This window comes from Citrobacter sp. Cpo089 (assembly GCF_030332695.1).
GTDB classification, from domain to species: domain Bacteria; phylum Pseudomonadota; class Gammaproteobacteria; order Enterobacterales; family Enterobacteriaceae; genus Citrobacter; species Citrobacter portucalensis.
Window position 1 is genome coordinate 1 of sequence record NZ_JAOWHJ010000054.1, and the last position, 15,723, is coordinate 15,723.

General features: G+C 52.7%; 11 protein-coding genes and 1 pseudogene. 10 read left to right on the forward strand and 2 right to left on the reverse strand.

Annotation, left to right across the window (positions count from 1 at the left end; all coding sequences use genetic code 11):
• From OGX92_RS09985 to pdxY, 3 genes and pseudogenes are all read left to right on the forward strand, one after another.
• A pseudogene (locus OGX92_RS09985) lies at positions 1-315 on the forward strand (IS1-like element IS1B family transposase); the annotation flags it as partial.
• A 237-nt stretch (positions 316-552) separates the two neighbouring features.
• A complete protein-coding gene (locus OGX92_RS09990; RefSeq protein ID WP_003830097.1) occupies positions 553-1,818 on the forward strand; it encodes an aromatic amino acid transporter in 1,266 nt (421 codons plus the stop codon).
• Between the two features lie 11 nt (positions 1,819-1,829).
• Positions 1,830-2,687, forward strand: coding sequence for a pyridoxal kinase PdxY (gene pdxY, locus OGX92_RS09995; protein WP_197385316.1), 858 nt, complete (start codon positions 1,830-1,832; stop codon positions 2,685-2,687).
• Between the two features lie 500 nt (positions 2,688-3,187).
• Here pdxY and OGX92_RS10000 read toward each other — a convergent pair whose 3' ends face one another.
• Positions 3,188-4,741, reverse strand: a complete 1,554-nt coding sequence (locus OGX92_RS10000; protein WP_193134969.1) for an L-lactate permease — start codon at positions 4,739-4,741, stop codon at positions 3,188-3,190.
• Between the two features lie 436 nt (positions 4,742-5,177).
• Between OGX92_RS10000 and dld the strand changes: the two genes are divergently transcribed.
• From dld to OGX92_RS10020, 4 genes are all read left to right on the forward strand, one after another.
• Entirely contained in the window at positions 5,178-6,875 is a 1,698-nt protein-coding gene (gene dld / locus OGX92_RS10005; RefSeq protein WP_286586499.1) for a D-lactate dehydrogenase, read from the forward strand.
• A 74-nt stretch (positions 6,876-6,949) separates the two neighbouring features.
• Positions 6,950-7,669, forward strand: coding sequence for a (Fe-S)-binding protein (locus tag OGX92_RS10010; RefSeq protein WP_001102107.1), 720 nt, complete (start codon positions 6,950-6,952; stop codon positions 7,667-7,669).
• A 10-nt stretch (positions 7,670-7,679) separates the two neighbouring features.
• Positions 7,680-9,107 (forward strand): LutB/LldF family L-lactate oxidation iron-sulfur protein, encoded by a 1,428-nt coding sequence (locus OGX92_RS10015; RefSeq protein ID WP_286586500.1) that lies wholly within the window; start codon positions 7,680-7,682, stop codon positions 9,105-9,107.
• A complete protein-coding gene (locus OGX92_RS10020) occupies positions 9,100-9,795 on the forward strand; it encodes a LutC/YkgG family protein (protein ID WP_003830091.1) in 696 nt (231 codons plus the stop codon). Before OGX92_RS10015 ends, OGX92_RS10020 begins: the two co-directional genes overlap by 8 nt.
• Positions 9,796-9,844: 49 nt before the next feature.
• Here the strand turns inward: OGX92_RS10020 and gntP are convergent, their stop codons facing one another.
• Positions 9,845-11,188, reverse strand: a complete 1,344-nt coding sequence (gene gntP, locus OGX92_RS10025; protein ID WP_003033260.1) for a gluconate permease GntP — start codon at positions 11,186-11,188, stop codon at positions 9,845-9,847.
• A 261-nt stretch (positions 11,189-11,449) separates the two neighbouring features.
• Between gntP and uxuA the strand changes: the two genes are divergently transcribed.
• The 3 genes from uxuA (at position 11,450) to uxuR (ending at position 15,140) form a co-directional block, all read left to right on the forward strand.
• A complete protein-coding gene (gene uxuA, locus OGX92_RS10030; RefSeq protein ID WP_003830090.1) occupies positions 11,450-12,634 on the forward strand; it encodes a mannonate dehydratase in 1,185 nt (394 codons plus the stop codon).
• An 80-nt stretch (positions 12,635-12,714) separates the two neighbouring features.
• Positions 12,715-14,190 (forward strand): fructuronate reductase, encoded by a 1,476-nt coding sequence (locus tag OGX92_RS10035; protein WP_003830089.1) that lies wholly within the window; start codon positions 12,715-12,717, stop codon positions 14,188-14,190.
• Between the two features lie 176 nt (positions 14,191-14,366).
• Positions 14,367-15,140: a Uxu operon transcriptional regulator gene (gene uxuR, locus OGX92_RS10040; protein WP_286586501.1), complete on the forward strand. Its 774-nt coding sequence runs from the start codon at positions 14,367-14,369 to the stop codon at positions 15,138-15,140.
• Positions 15,141-15,723 lie beyond the last annotated feature (583 nt).

Here is a 15,723-nt window from a genome sequence, read left to right on the forward strand (position 1 = left end):
GACAGGCTCCGGAAGACGGTTGTTGCGCACGTATTCGGTGAACGCACTATGGCGACGCTGGGGCGTCTTATGAGCCTGCTGTCACCCTTTGACGTGGTGATATGGATGACGGATGGCTGGCCGCTGTATGAATCCCGCCTGAAGGGAAAGCTGCACGTAATCAGCAAGCGATATACGCAGCGAATTGAGCGGCATAACCTGAATCTGAGGCAGCACCTGGCACGGCTGGGACGGAAGTCGCTGTCGTTCTCAAAATCGGTGGAGCTGCATGACAAAGTCATCGGGCATTATCTGAACATAAAACACTATCAATAAGTTGGAGTCATTACCGTTTCTTTACTGCACGCTTTGATTACATCTAAAAAATAGTTATGGCCCCATCACATGATGGGGCTTTTTTGTATTCCTTTTCCATGAACAGGAAGCCTTTGCGGTGCTCGTTACCGTGACATAACTAAAAAAAAGTAAACCCTGACTCCGACATTTTTATTATCCGCATGATGTACAAATGACAGCTGTAATTATAACGAATAGTCTACAGGAACATTTATCATGGATATTAATGCCATTGAGCGACAGAGTAGTACCCCCGGACTGATTAGCGGAACCATGTTGGTTATCGCAACCGTAGTGGGTGGCGGGATGTTCTCCCTGCCGATTGCGATGGCCGGCGTATGGTTCCCCGGTGCGTCTGTTATTCTTCTGTTTATCGCCATCATGATGTTATTAACCGGTCTGATGCTGGTTGAAGTTAATCTGCATTATGGTGCCGGTGCCAGTTTTAATACCTTTACTCAGGATTTATTAGGCCGTAAGTGGAATATCGTAGTCGGTATCGCTTTCGGCTTTGTGCTGTATATTCTGACCTATGCCTATATTTCCGGATCGTCAGCGGTGATGGCGCAAACCGTGTTCAAATACAGCGGCGTGCGCTTTCCGGCGAATATCTCGGTGGTGATCGTCAGTATGCTAGTCGGCGCGATTGCCTGGTACAGCTCCTTGCTGGTTGGACGCATCACTACCGTGTTGATTATCGGTAAGTTTATCGCGTTCTTTGCTACTTTCTCCGGGCTGGTTGGTCATATTGAAGTGGCGAAACTTGTCGACAGCGTGGCGGTGGCGCTGCCCAACTCACAGTACCTGCCTTACATTCTGATGACGCTGCCGTTCTGTATTATCTCGTTTGGTTTTCACGGTAACGTGCCGAGCCTGGTCAAGCTGTATGGCAAGAGTGGGGTCCCGAATATCACGCGTTCGATTATCATCGGTACGCTGTTTGCCCTGCTGCTGTACATCTTCTGGCTGGGCGTCACGATGGGTAACATCAGCCGTTCCGCGTTCCCGCCAATTATCGCCAAAGGCGGCAATATCGATGTGTTTGTTGAGGCCATCAGCGAGCTGTTCACCAGCCGGTATATGGATCTGATCCTGACCTTCTTCGGCAACTTCGCAGTAGCCAGTTCTCTGCTGGCGGCGACGCTTGGCTTGTTCGATTATATCGCCGACCTGTTTCACTTCCCGGATGACGGCATGGGCCGCCTGAAAACCGCGCTGGTGACCTACTTTCCGCCAGCCGCCGTGTGCTTCTTCTTCCCGAACGGTTTTGTGCACGCGATTGGCTACGCCGGTCTGGCCTTTACCATCTGGAGCGTGATCCTGCCGCCGTTCCTGGTGAAAGCCGCGCGGAAACGTTTCCCGACCGCCAGCTATACCGCGCCTTGTAATAACACCGTGCTTAACCTGGTGATTGTCTGTGGGGCGGTTGTCTATCTGACGGTTGTTCTGGACGTATTTGGTCTGCTGCCAACGTTTCGTTAGACGGAGTCAAAATGAAAAACGTGTTGTCTGTTCAGTCGTCAGTCGTTTATGGCTATGCCGGAAATAAAGCCGCTGTGCTGCCGATGCAGCTTTCGGGGATCGATGTCTGGCCGTTTTACACCGTACAGTTTTCCAACCACACCCAGTACGGGATGTGGCAGGGCATGGCGATGCCGCACGGCGAGCTGAGTGCCATCATCAGCGGGCTGGATGACCTGCAAAAGCTGGCGCAATGCGATGCCGTGCTGTCCGGGTATCTTGGAGATAAACGTCATTGTGAAGAGGTGAAGCACGCGGTCACCACCATTCGTCAGCGTAATCCGCAGGCGCTCTATTTTTGCGATCCGGTGATGGGCGATCCGCAAAAAGGCTGCATTGTCGCGCAGGGCGTAGAGTCCTTTTTTGTCGATGATGCCATTCAACTGGCCGACATAATGGGACCGAATCTCTATGAGCTGGGCGTGCTGACTGGCAGACAACTGCGTGGTTTTGACGAGGTGGTGGAAGCTGCGCAACAGCTGGTGGCATGGGGGGTGAAAAAGGTGCTGGTGAAGCATCTCGGCGACTGCTCACGGGACAAACAGGCGTTTGAAATGCTGCTGGTGACGCCGGAACAGATGTTACACATTGCCCGGCCGCTGTATACCTTTGCCAAAATGCCGGTGGGCGTTGGGGATCTGATTTGCAGCGTGATGCTGGCCTCACTGCTCAATGGTTATGAGGATAAGCAGGCGCTGGAGCGGACCACCAGTGTCGTCGATGCGGTGATGCGACTGACAAAAGAGTATGATTCGTATGAACTGCGGCTGATAGATGCGCGTCACCAGATAATGGATCCGCAAATTCTCTATCGGGCAGCGGTACTGTAGCGTCGCAGGGAGGCTTTATGTTTCTGACATTGCTGCGGCTTCAGCATCCGCTGGTCTACCGTTTTGCGTGGCTTCGTCTGTGGGTGGCGGTGTTAAGAGCATGCGGTCTGCGTAAGAGAAAGGGGTGAGCATTTTACGCTGCTGTTGCTGCCGGATGCGGCTCGCGCCTTATCCGGCCTATAAATGAGCGTGAAACGCAGGCCTATAAATGAGTGTGAAATGTAGGCCTGATAAGCGAAGCGCCATCAGGCATAAGTGCCAGGTATTACACGCGGAAGTAGCGTGGTGGAATCAACGCGGAAAAGGCGTCGAACTTCTTCACCATCTTTTTCCAGAACAACATAACAACAATCCTCGATTTGAAACATCGGCGCTATTTTAGTCAGCGCCGACAAATCGTAAAGCCTGTCGCCTTGTTCCGTTTCTGGGGTGGTGTAAACCTTTTTGGTCACTGTGTCGTCAAATACGATTGCCGCGAATTTGACGGGGTTGACAATGGCTTACGCCATAAACCAGTAATAAAAGAGACCGACTTTCAGGCCAAGGATCACAATGTAGGCACAGCAGTATTTCATGGTGCCAGACATGATCTGATTGGCCTGACCGTCCATTTTGGTGGCAGAAACCGCGATGGCGATGCTTTGCGGCGAAATCATTTTGCCCCCCGTAGCGCCAGAGGTATTGGCCGCCGCCAGCCAGTTGGGATCGATGTGTAACTTGCTGGCAGCTATGGTTTGCAGCTTGCCGAACAGAATGTTCGAGTTGGTATCGCTGCCGGTAACGAACGTGCCCAGCGCGCCAATCACCGGGGCGAGGAAGACGTACGAGCTGCCGGTCAGATCGACAATCGACTGCGCCAGCGTGGAGATAATCCCGCTGAGATCCATCACCGTGGCCAGCGCGACGATCGCCATAATTGCCACGATAGAGTTTTTAAGCTGGAAAATCGTTTTGATAAATACTTCCAGCATCCCGCGTGCGGACGCTCCCTGAATAAAACCGCCGATAATGGTCGCAAAGATAATCAGCATCCCTGGTGTGGTCACCCATTCAACTTTCAGTGCCATCGTTTTGCCGTCAGCCAACGTGAAATGCAGCACAGAAGCCAGTTGGGACGCCGTACCTTTTATTGTCGGGAACAGCGGCGAACACAGCAGGATAAACACAAAAATAAACAGATAGATAGAGCCCACGCGGAACAACACTTTTGCCGAGCGCGGCGTGGTTTCGCGGGTATGGCTGACCTCAATGCGCCACTCGGGATCGGTTTTCCCTTTGCGCAGGCGACTGACCATCGCCACGGCAAACAGGCTGACCAGGCTACCGGCAAAGGCGGGTAATTCCGCGCCAAGATGGATGGCGACAAAATATTGTGGAACCAGCGTGGAAATGCCGCAAATCAACGTGATAAGAAATACGCCGCGAATGGCTTTCAGGCCACCGCCAATAATGCAGACAATCACAAACGGCAGCAGGATATTAAACAACGCGAGCTGCAAAATAATGGTTCCGCCTAAGGTATAAACCGGCAGATTAACCTGTTCAGCCAGAATAGAAACCGGGATCCCGACCGCGCCGAATGCGGTGGGAACGGTATTCGCCACGAGAGAAGCAATCGCTGCTTTCAGCGGGTTGAATCCCAGCGCAATCAGAATGCCGATCGGAATAGCGACCGCCGTGCCATAGCCCGCTGCGGCTTCAAGAAATCCACCAAAACACCATGAAATCAGCAGCACCTGAATACGCTTATCTTCGCTAATACTGGCGAGAATATCGCGCAAAATATCCAGCGCTTTGGTCGCCTGCATGACGTTATAACTGAAAATAGCGCCGAGGATCACAATCACGATCGGCCATAGTCCCTTCAGTGCGCCATACCCTATCGCGGCTTTCAGATTTTGTACGGGCATTTCCCAGAATATTGCCGATAGTGCAGCGGTGAATACCAAAGAGATCAGTACGGAATAATGGATGGGCATTTTTAATTTCAGTATTAAAAATACCATCAGCAGCAAAGGAGAGAGTGCCAGAGCAAACATTAAATATTCGTGCATTACAATTCCCGATTTACTTTTTTAGACTTAACTATATTTAGGGGGAAGGAAGCTACCTGAATAATAAAATAAAAAATGCAAACTGAATCGCTTCAGTGAAATAAAGTTACAAAGGTTAATAATTGTATAAATAATGTTATTTTTTTATTAAATATGAATAACCACTAAATATAATAATACCCATTAGAGTTAATCATTAATAGGTATGAAGCGGTCTTTGCAATAAATGAAATAAGCGTTTTGGCATCCAGTAAAAGAACGGAGTATGAATTATGTGGTAGTAGTAATTTCATTAAAAAAATGTGAGCGGTACCGAAAGAAATAAAATGGGGTATTGCATGTGGATATTGATTGAGGGAATATTCTGTTTTGTCATACAAATGAACTTATAGCCATTTTCACTGGCCCTGATATAAGGAGCGGAGAGCCGCCCTCCATGAAACATACTGATAATAAGACCTTTTTGACGACTCTTACCCAATTGGTTGGCCCTGCTCATATCCTCACCGAACCGTCAAAAACTGCGCGTTACCGTAAGGGATTCCGCTCGGGTCAGGGTGATGCTCTGGCGGTGGTTATCCCCGGCTCTTTGCTTGAACTCTGGAAAGTCCTTAGCGCCTGCGTTGAGGCCGATAAAATAATCCTGATGCAGGCGTCGAACACTGGCCTGACCGAGGGTTCGACGCCAAATGGTAATGACTACGACCGCGAGATCGTCATTATCAGCACGCTGCGGCTGGACAGTCTGCATGTGCTGGATGAGGGCAAGCAGGTGCTGGCTTATCCGGGCACCACGCTGTACTCGCTGGAAAAGGCGCTGAAGCCGTTTGGCCGTGAGCCGCATTCGGTGATCGGCTCTTCGTGCATCGGCGCGTCGGTTATCGGCGGTATCTGTAATAACTCGGGCGGTTCTCTGGTCCAGCGAGGCCCGGCTTACACCGAGATGTCGCTGTTTGCCCGCATTGATGAACAGGGACGCTTGCAGCTGGTCAATCACCTTGGCATTGAGCTAGGTCAGACGCCAGAGCAAATCCTTGCCCGGCTGGATAACAATGCGATTGAAGCCGCGCTCGTCAACCATGACGGGCGTCACGCGCACGATCACGACTATGTTAGCCGCGTGCGGGACATCAATGCCGACACGCCAGCACGTTACAACGCTGACCCGGATCGCCTGTTTGAATCCTCTGGCTGCGCGGGCAAGTTAGCGGTGTTTGCCGTACGTCTGGATACCTTTGAAGCCGAGAAGAACCAGCAGGTCTTTTATATCGGTACCAATCAGACTGATGTCCTGACCGAGATTCGCCGCCACATCCTGGCGAATTTTACAAACCTGCCGGTAGCTGGGGAGTATATGCACCGCGATATCTATGATATTGCAGAGAAATACAGCAAAGATACCTTCCTGATGATCGACAAACTTGGTACGGACAAAATGCCGTTCTTCTTCAACCTGAAGGGGCGTACCGAGGCCATACTTGAGAAGGTGAAGATTTTTCGTCCGCACTTTACCGACCGCGCTATGCAGGCTTTTAGCCATCTGTTCCCGAGCCATCTCCCGGCGCGGATGAAGACCTGGCGCGATAACTATGAACACCATCTAATGCTGAAAATGTCAGGCGATGGTGTGGCCGAAGCCCAGGCATGGTTAACGGACTATTTTAAATCGGCCGAGGGCGCGTTCTTTACCTGTACCGCGGAAGAGGGCAGTAAGGCGTTTCTGCATCGTTTTGCCGCTGCGGGCGCTGCCATTCGTTATCAGGCCGTTCATTCCGATGAGGTTGAGGATATTCTCGCGCTGGATATTGCATTACGCCGTAATGATACCGAATGGTATGAGCATTTACCGGCAGAAATTGATAGTCAGTTGGTGCATAAACTCTATTACGGTCATTTTATGTGCTATGTCTTCCATCAGGATTATATCGTTAAAAAAGGCGTAGATGCCCACGCGTTAAAAGAACAGATGCTGGAATTACTGCGCCAACGCGGAGCGCAATATCCGGCGGAACACAATGTCGGTCATCTGTATAAAGCGCCGGAAAATTTGGCACGTTTTTATCAGGAAAATGATCCGACCAACACTATGAACCCAGGTATTGGTAAAACCAGCAAACATAAAAACTGGGCATGAAATACGAATGAACATTTGTTTGATATCGCGATATCAAGCGCAATAAACAGAAATGAAGCAATGGAGTAGTTATTGTGAATGTAAATTTCTTTGTTACCTGCATTGGTGACGCACTGAAATCACGGATGGCACGAGACTCCGTATTGCTGCTGGAAAAACTGGGGTGTCGCGTGAATTTCCCCGAGAAGCAAGGGTGTTGCGGTCAGCCAGCCATCAACAGCGGTTACATCAAAGAGGCGATCCCTGGGATGAAAAACCTGATCGCCGCGCTGGAAGACAACGACGATCCGATTATCTCCCCTGCGGGCTCCTGCACCTACGCGGTAAAAAGCTACCCGACGTATCTGGCCGATGAACCGGAATGGGCGCTACGTGCTGAGAAAGTTTCCGCGCGTATGCAGGATCTCACCTCCTTTATCGTCAACAAACTGGGCGTGGTGGACGTTGGCGCCAGCCTGCAGGGGCGCGCTGTGTATCATCCTTCCTGTAGCCTGACCCGCAAACTGGGGGTGAAGGAAGAGCCGCTCACGCTGCTGAAAAACGTGCGCGGACTGGAGCTGCTGACGTTTGCCGATCAGGATACCTGCTGCGGCTTTGGCGGAACGTTCTCGGTCAAGATGGCCGAAATATCCGGTGAGATGGTGAAAGAGAAAGTCTTACATCTGATGGATGCAAAGCCGGAATATTTGATTGGCGCAGACGTCAGCTGCCTGCTGAACATTGGCGGCCGACTGCAACGGGAAGGCCAGCCGGTCAAAGTGATGCATATTGCTGAAGTGCTGATGAGCCGCTGAGGGGAAAGAGATGTCGATAAAAACCAGCGATGTAGAATTTAAACTGCGCATTCGTCAGCAGATAGAAGATCCGATCATGCGCAAAGCCGTGGCTAATGCGCAGGAGCGTATCGGCGCAAATCGGCAAAAAATGGTCGATGAGTTAGGCCACTGGGAAGACTGGCGCGATCGTGCCAGCCAGATCCGCGATCACGTTCTGAGCAACCTCGACGCTTACCTGTATCAACTCTCCGAGAAAGTGACGGAAAACGGCGGGCACGTCTATTTCGCCAAAACCAAAGAAGATGCCACTCGCTACATTTTGCAGGTTGCGCAAAGTAAAAATGCGCAGAAGGTGGTGAAGTCCAAGTCGATGGTGACCGAAGAGATCGGCGTCAACCATGTGCTGCAGGATGCCGGAATCCAGGTGATCGAAACCGATCTCGGGGAATATATCCTGCAACTGGATCAGGATCCTCCTTCGCACGTCGTGGTCCCGGCGATTCATAAAGATCGCTATCAGATCCGCCGCGTGCTGAACGAACGTCTGGGGTATGACGGCCCGGAAACCCCGGAAGCCATGACCTTATTCATTCGTCAGAAGATCCGTGAGGATTTCCTCAGTGCCGAAATCGGTATTACCGGCTGTAACTTTGCCGTGGCGGAAACCGGCTCGGTGTGTCTGGTGACCAACGAAGGCAACGCGCGCATGTGCACCACGCTGCCGAAAACGCACATTGCGGTGATGGGCATGGAGCGTATCGCGCCGACCTTTGCCGAGGTGGATGTGCTGATCACCATGCTGGCGCGCAGCGCCGTGGGCGCACGTCTGACGGGCTACAACACCTGGCTGACCGGCCCGCGTGAGGCGGATAACGTTGACGGACCGGAAGAGTTCCATCTGGTGATTGTCGATAACGGTCGCTCGCAGGTGCTGGGCTCAGAGTTTCGCGATGTGCTGCGCTGCATCCGCTGCGGAGCCTGTATGAACACCTGTCCGGCGTACCGTCACATCGGCGGACACGGCTATGGCTCTATCTATCCTGGACCTATCGGCGCGGTGATTTCTCCGCTGCTCGGCGGCTATAAAGATTTTAAGGATCTGCCGTACGCCTGTTCTTTATGCACGGCCTGTGACAGCGTCTGCCCGGTGCGCATTCCTCTGTCAAAACTGATCCTGCGTCATCGCCGGGTGATGGCCGAGGAGGGCATTACGCCGAAAGTCGAGCGACGGGCGATCAAGATGTTCGCCTATGCCAATAGCCATCCGGGGCTGTGGAAAGTCGGGATGATGGCGGGCGCGCATGCGGCGAGCTGGTTTATCAATGGCGGCAAAACCCCGCTCAAGGTTGGCGCGATTGGTGACTGGATGGAGGCGCGCGATCTGCCTGATGCTGACGGCGAGAGCTTCCGCAGCTGGTTTAAGAAACATCAGGCGCAGGAGAAAAAGAATGGATAACCGTACCGCGTTTTTAAACACCATCGCCCAGGCGCTGGGTCGCCCGCTGCGTTTCGAACCGCAAGCGGATGCCGCGCCGGTTAACAACTATGCCAACGAGCGCCTGACCGAGCTTAGCCCGCAGCAGCGCTGCGATGCGTTCATCCAGTTCGCCAGCGAAGTGATGCTGGCTCGCTGCGAGCTGACTCGCGAGGACCTGGCCGCAGACGCGGCGTTACGCCTGTGCGAAGAATTGGGTCAGCAGCCGGTGGTGCTGAGCGGCGACAGCCGGCTGGTGGAGCTGGGTATCACCGAACGCTTGCAGCAGGAATGCAACGCCGTGGTCTGGGATCCGGCGCGTGGTAGCGAAAATATTACCCAGGCCGAGCAGGCGAAAGTCGGCGTAGTGTATGCCGAATATGGCCTGACCGAGTCCGGCGGCGTGGTGCTGTTTTCCGCACCGGAGCGCGGGCGTTCCCTGAGCCTGTTGCCGGAGTCCTCGATTTTCGTGCTGCGTAAAAGCACCATCCTGCCGCGCGTGGCGCAGCTGGCAGAAAAACTGCATCAGAAAGCACAGGCCGGTGAGCGTATGCCATCGTGCATTAATATCATCAGTGGACCCAGCTCGACGGCGGATATTGAGCTTATCAAGGTGGTTGGGGTACATGGCCCGGTGAAGGCGGTGTATCTGATTATTGAGGATTGTTGAGGCAGGATGGAAAACCGCTCTGGCGCTATAGGCCAGAGCGGTATCGACGTTATGCAATCATGCTGATGATCAACACGATAATCAGGCCAACCACGGAGTTTACCAGCTCCAGCAGACCCCAGGTTTTCAGCGTATCCTTCACCGACAGGTCAAAGTAGCCTTTGAACAGCCAGAACGAAGCATCGTTGATATGGGTCAGTGTGTTGGAACCCGCCGCTGTTGCCAGTACCAGCAACGCCGGGTCGACGCCGACCAGTTGACCGGTTGCCGGGTCGAGGATTGCTGCGCTAATAATCCCCGCGGCCGTCATGGCTGAGACCACGCCCTGACCCGTTGCCAGACGAATCAGTACGGTTATCAACCACGCCATAATGTACGGAGAAATATTACCGTGCGACATCAGCATGCCGATGGTATCGCCGATGCCGGTATCGATAATGGTTTGCTTCAGTACGCCGCCCGCGCCGATGATCAGGATCACCATGGCGATGCTTTTCACCGCGTTTTCAAAGGCGTTCATTACCCACTGCATGTCATGACCGCGCGCGGTACCAAACAGCACGAAGGCGACAACCATGGCGATAAACATTGCAATCGGCGAGGAGCCTAAGAAGTTGACCACTTCCCACGCCTGCGTCCCTTTCACCAGCCAGATGTTGGCGATGGTGGTGGAGATCATGATGATCGCCGGGATCAGCGGCACCAGGATAGAAACTCCGAAGGACGGCAGGTTGTTCTGGTCAACCGGTACGTCGGCCTTCATGAATGACGGCGTTGGACGATCGAGGTTGCCGAGGAATTTCGGCAGAATAAGCCCGGCGCAGATCACGCTCGGAATGGTCACCAGGATACCGTAGATGTAGACCATGCCCATGTCAGCGCCGTAGGCGTTAACCAGCGCGACCGGACCCGGCTGCGGTGGGAACAGTGAGTGAGCGGTGGTGGCGGCGGCAACCGCAGGAATCGCCAGCTTGAGGAACGGGATCTTCGCTTCCGCGGCAATGACGATCACCAGCGGTGCCAGCATAATAAACGCCACTTCATAGAACATCGCCAGGCCGAAGATCAGACCAATAATGATCACCGACAGCTGCACGTAACGTAGACCGAGTCGCGCCAGCAGTGTATGGGCAATCTGATGCGCCGCCCCGGAGTCAACCATCAGCTTACCGATGACTGCCCCGAATACCACGATAATCGCCAGCTCACCCAGCGTGCTGCCAAAGCCGGATTTCATGGTATGCAGCAGTTCCATTAAATCCATTCCCGCCAGCATACCGACCGAGAGTGCCGCCAGCAGCAGGGCGACCATCGAGTTTATTTTGAATCTTAAATTGAGCACCAGCATCAGGCCGATGCCGAATACAACCCACAGAATATTGAGAACGTGCATATAACGTCTACCTTACTTTGGTTGAACTATTATGATTTTGGTTGAGATGTTACATATATTGGTCAACCTATGATGCGATGGATGTCACATTGCGTTACATGTTTACATTAATACTGGGTTGTCTGGACGTAAAAAGGCGATCTAATCAGCAGGTATCGTGATTTGGTTAACCAATTTAGCGCTTCAGGTTGACATGTAATACCAAAAGGAGGAATTTATGTGCCATATCGTCGAGTCCATAACGTAAATGAGGAATAAAACATGGAACAGACATGGCGCTGGTATGGTCCTAACGATCCGGTCACCTTAGCGGATGTACGTCAGGCGGGTGCTACGGGCGTTGTTACCGCCTTGCACCATATCCCGAACGGGGAAGTGTGGACGGTTGATGAGATCCTAAAACGCAAAGCCATTATTGAGCAGGCGGGTCTGGTATGGTCGGTCGTCGAAAGCGTACCGATCCACGAAGACATTAAAACCCGTTCCGGCAACTATCAGCAGTGGATTGCCAACTACCAGCAAAGCCTGCGTAACCTGGCCGAGTGCGGCATTCGTACCGTGTGCTACAACTTTATGCCGGTTCTCGACTGGACCCGTACCGACCTGGAATACGTCCTGCCGGACGGCTCCAAAGCGCTGCGTTTCGATCAAATTGAATTTGCCGCCTTTGAGCTGCATATCCTCAAACGCCCGGGCGCGGAAGCGGACTACACCGCCGAAGAGATTGCGCAGGCGCATGAACGCTTCACCACCATGAGCGAAGAAGACAAAGCACGTCTGACCCGCAATATCATCGCCGGTTTGCCGGGCGCGGAAGAGGGCTACACGCTCGACCAGTTCCGCCAGCATCTTGAACGCTATAAGGATATCGATAAAGCTGCGCTGCGTGAGAATTTTGCCGTCTTCCTGAAGGCGATTATTCCTGTAGCAGAAGAGGTCGGTGTGCGCATGGCGGTACACCCGGACGATCCGCCGCGCCCAATCCTTGGCCTGCCACGCATTGTTTCCACCGTGGAAGACATGCAGTGGATGGTCGATACGGTCAACAGCATGGCGAACGGTTTCACCATGTGTACCGGCTCCTACGGCGTTCGTGCGGATAACGACCTGGTCGACATGATCAAACAGTTTGGCCCGCGCATTTACTTCACCCATTTGCGCTCCACGCTGCGTGAAGATAACCCGAAAACTTTCCATGAAGCGGCGCATCTTAACGGCGACGTCGACATGTACGAAGTAGTGAAAGCGATCGTTGAGGAAGAACAGCGCCGTAAAGCCGAGGGCAAAGAGGATCTGATTCCTATGCGCCCGGACCACGGTCACCAGATGCTTGACGACCTGAAAAAGAAAACCAACCCAGGTTACTCCGCGATTGGTCGCCTGAAAGGCCTGGCGGAAGTACGTGGCGTTGAGATGGCTATCCAGCGCGCTTTCTTTAGCCGCTAAAGCAGTGTTGCCGGTCGCCTGTCTGGCCGGCTTTTTTCTTTTCTCTCCGTTGGTCTTTCCGACGGGATCTGGAGTTCACGATGACAACGACAATTGCCAATAGCAACCTGCCGGTTGCACGCCCCGCATGGGACAGCTCTCGTCTGCAATCCCGCATTGTTCACCTGGGATGCGGCGCTTTCCACCGCGCGCATCAGGCGCTGTACACCCACCATCTGCTGGAAACCACCGACAGCGACTGGGGTATCTGTGAAGTTAACCTGATGCCGGGTAATGACTGCATACTGATTGAAAACCTGCGCAAGCAACAATTGCTGTATACCGTGGCGGAAAAAGGCGCGGACAATACCGTGCTGAAAGTGATTGGCTCAATGAAAGAAGCCCTGCACCCGGAGCTTGACGGTTGTGACGGTATTTTACAGGCTATGGCGCGCCCGCAGACGGCAATTGTCTCGCTGACGGTCACGGAAAAAGGCTACTGCACCGATGCCGCCAGCGGCCAGTTAGATCTCAATAACCCGCTGATTAAACACGATCTGGCGAATCCGGCCGCGCCGAAATCGGCGATTGGTTACATCGTACAGGCGCTGCATCTGCGTCGTGAGCAGGGGCTGGCGGCCTTTACCGTGATGTCCTGCGATAACGTGCGCGAAAATGGCCATGTGGCGAAAGTTGCGGTGCTGGGCCTGGCGCAGGCGCGCGATCCGCAGCTGGCGCAGTGGATTGAAGCGAACGCCACTTTCCCATGCACCATGGTCGACCGCATTGTTCCGGCGGCGACGCCAGAAACGTTGCAAGAGATTGCCGACCAGTTGGGCGTTTACGATCCGTGCGCTATCGCCTGCGAACCGTTCCGCCAGTGGGTGATTGAAGACAACTTTGTTAACGGTCGTCCTGACTGGGACAAAGTCGGCGCACAGTTTGTTGCCGACGTAGTACCGTTTGAAATGATGAAACTGCGCATGCTCAACGGTAGCCACTCTTTCCTCGCTTATCTGGGCTATCTTGGCGGTTATGAAACCATCGCTGACACTATGACCAATCCAGCGTACCGCAAAGCGGCGTTTGCACTGATGATGCAGGAGCAAGCGCCAACGCTGTCGATGCCGGAAGGTACCGATCTCAGTGCCTACGCGACGCTGCTGATCGAGCGTTTCAGCAACCCGTCTCTGCGCCACCGTACCTGGCAGATTGCGATGGATGGCAGCCAGAAACTGCCGCAGCGCCTGCTGGATCCGGTGCGTCTGCATCTGCAAAACGGCAGCGGCTGGCGTCATCTGGCACTGGGCATCGCGGGCTGGATGCGCTACACCCACGGTGTGGATGAACAGGGGCAAGTCATTGATGTTGTCGACCCAATGCAGGCCGAATTCCAGCGCATTAACCAACAGTTCCAGGGAGCCGAACGGGTGACGGCGCTGCTGGGGTTAAGCGGCATTTTTGGTCACGATCTGGCGGAAAACGCCGATTTTGTGGAAACGATTATCGCGGAGTATCAACAGTTGTGTGAACACGGCGCACGCGAGTGCGTTGCAGCGTTAAGCGCTGACGCATAACCTCCCAGGTATGACGGGTCAATCAAAATACTAATTTGGTTGACCCGTTTTCTGTTTTTGGCTTCCCGCAAATGCTATAGTTCAGGCGAAAAAAACGTTATTGGTAGGCCGGATAAGGTGTGCGCAGTCATCCAGCCTCCGGATTCTGAATTGACGCATCTGACGGACATAACACGATGAAATCAAACACTTCTCAGCAAAGACCCTACCAGGAAGTGGGTGCAATGATCCGCGATCTGATTGTCCAGACGCCGTACCTGCCTGGTGAGCGCTTACCTCCGGAGCGTGAAATCGCCGAGAGGCTCAATGTCACTCGCACGGTGGTGCGCGAAGCGTTAATCATGCTGGAAATTAAAGGTCTGGTGGACGTGCGTCGTGGTGCCGGGATCTACGTACTCGACAATGCAGAAGCACAGACTATCGACAGTTCGGATGTGAATCATTGCAATGATGCAGGCCCGTTTGAGCTGCTACAGGCGCGACAGCTGCTGGAAAGCAACATCGCCGAATTTGCCGCGCTGCAGGCCACCCGCGAAGATATCGTCAAAATACGCCAGGCGTTGCAGCTGGAAGAGCGGGAGCTGGCCTCCAGCGAACCCAACGGTTCTGAAAGCGGTGACATGCAGTTCCATCTCGCTATCGCCGAGGCCACGCATAACAGCATGCTGGTGGAGCTGTTCCGCCAGTCATGGCAGTGGCGCGAGAACAACCCGATGTGGATCCAGCTTCATAGCCATCTCGATGATACCCACTATCGTAAAGAGTGGATGGGTGACCACAAGCAGATCCTGGCGGCGTTAATCAAAAAGGATGCTCGCGCGGCCAAGCTGGCGATGTGGCAGCATCTGGAAAACGTCAAACAGCGCCTGCTGGAGTTTTCAAATGTTGATGACATCGACTTCGATGGCTATCTGTTTGACTCCTGGCCGCTGGATAAAGTTAACGCTTGATTTTACCACCTCTCACGCGGGCTGTTGCGGCCCGCTCGCATTGCATAACAACCTTTCTTTTCACGTCTTAAACCTCATGTAAAAAATGGTTTCCATAGTCTTCAATGATCATTTTTTTCGCCGCCCCTGTGTGATGTAAATTGATTTTCATCAATTAAAAACAACTTATTTTTGCTTGCGAAAAAATGCGCTATTTACCTTATTTTTACCTTTTTGTGCTTATTTTTAGACAATGCAGGTCTGTATTAAGTGAGAATCAAAGTGATTTCCGCTGCAGATAGTGCAGGGCCGCCTGGCATAACAGCGCATAAAAACTGGTGGTTTGCTTAAAAGTAGACATTAATAATGGCATGTAACTCATTGTCTGTAGTGATGTTTTGATTGTGCATTATTATTAATGTGAATGATTCGTGGATTTTTAATCATATGAATAAAAACGGATATATGTAAAGCTAACATTACACATTATTCTATAATCAAGTTATCTTTCATTTGAAATAACGTTCCAGTTTTTTGTTCTTTATTAACAGTTTCATTACTATTGTGACTGTATTTTGCCGTTGACATGTTTTTACACTGACTG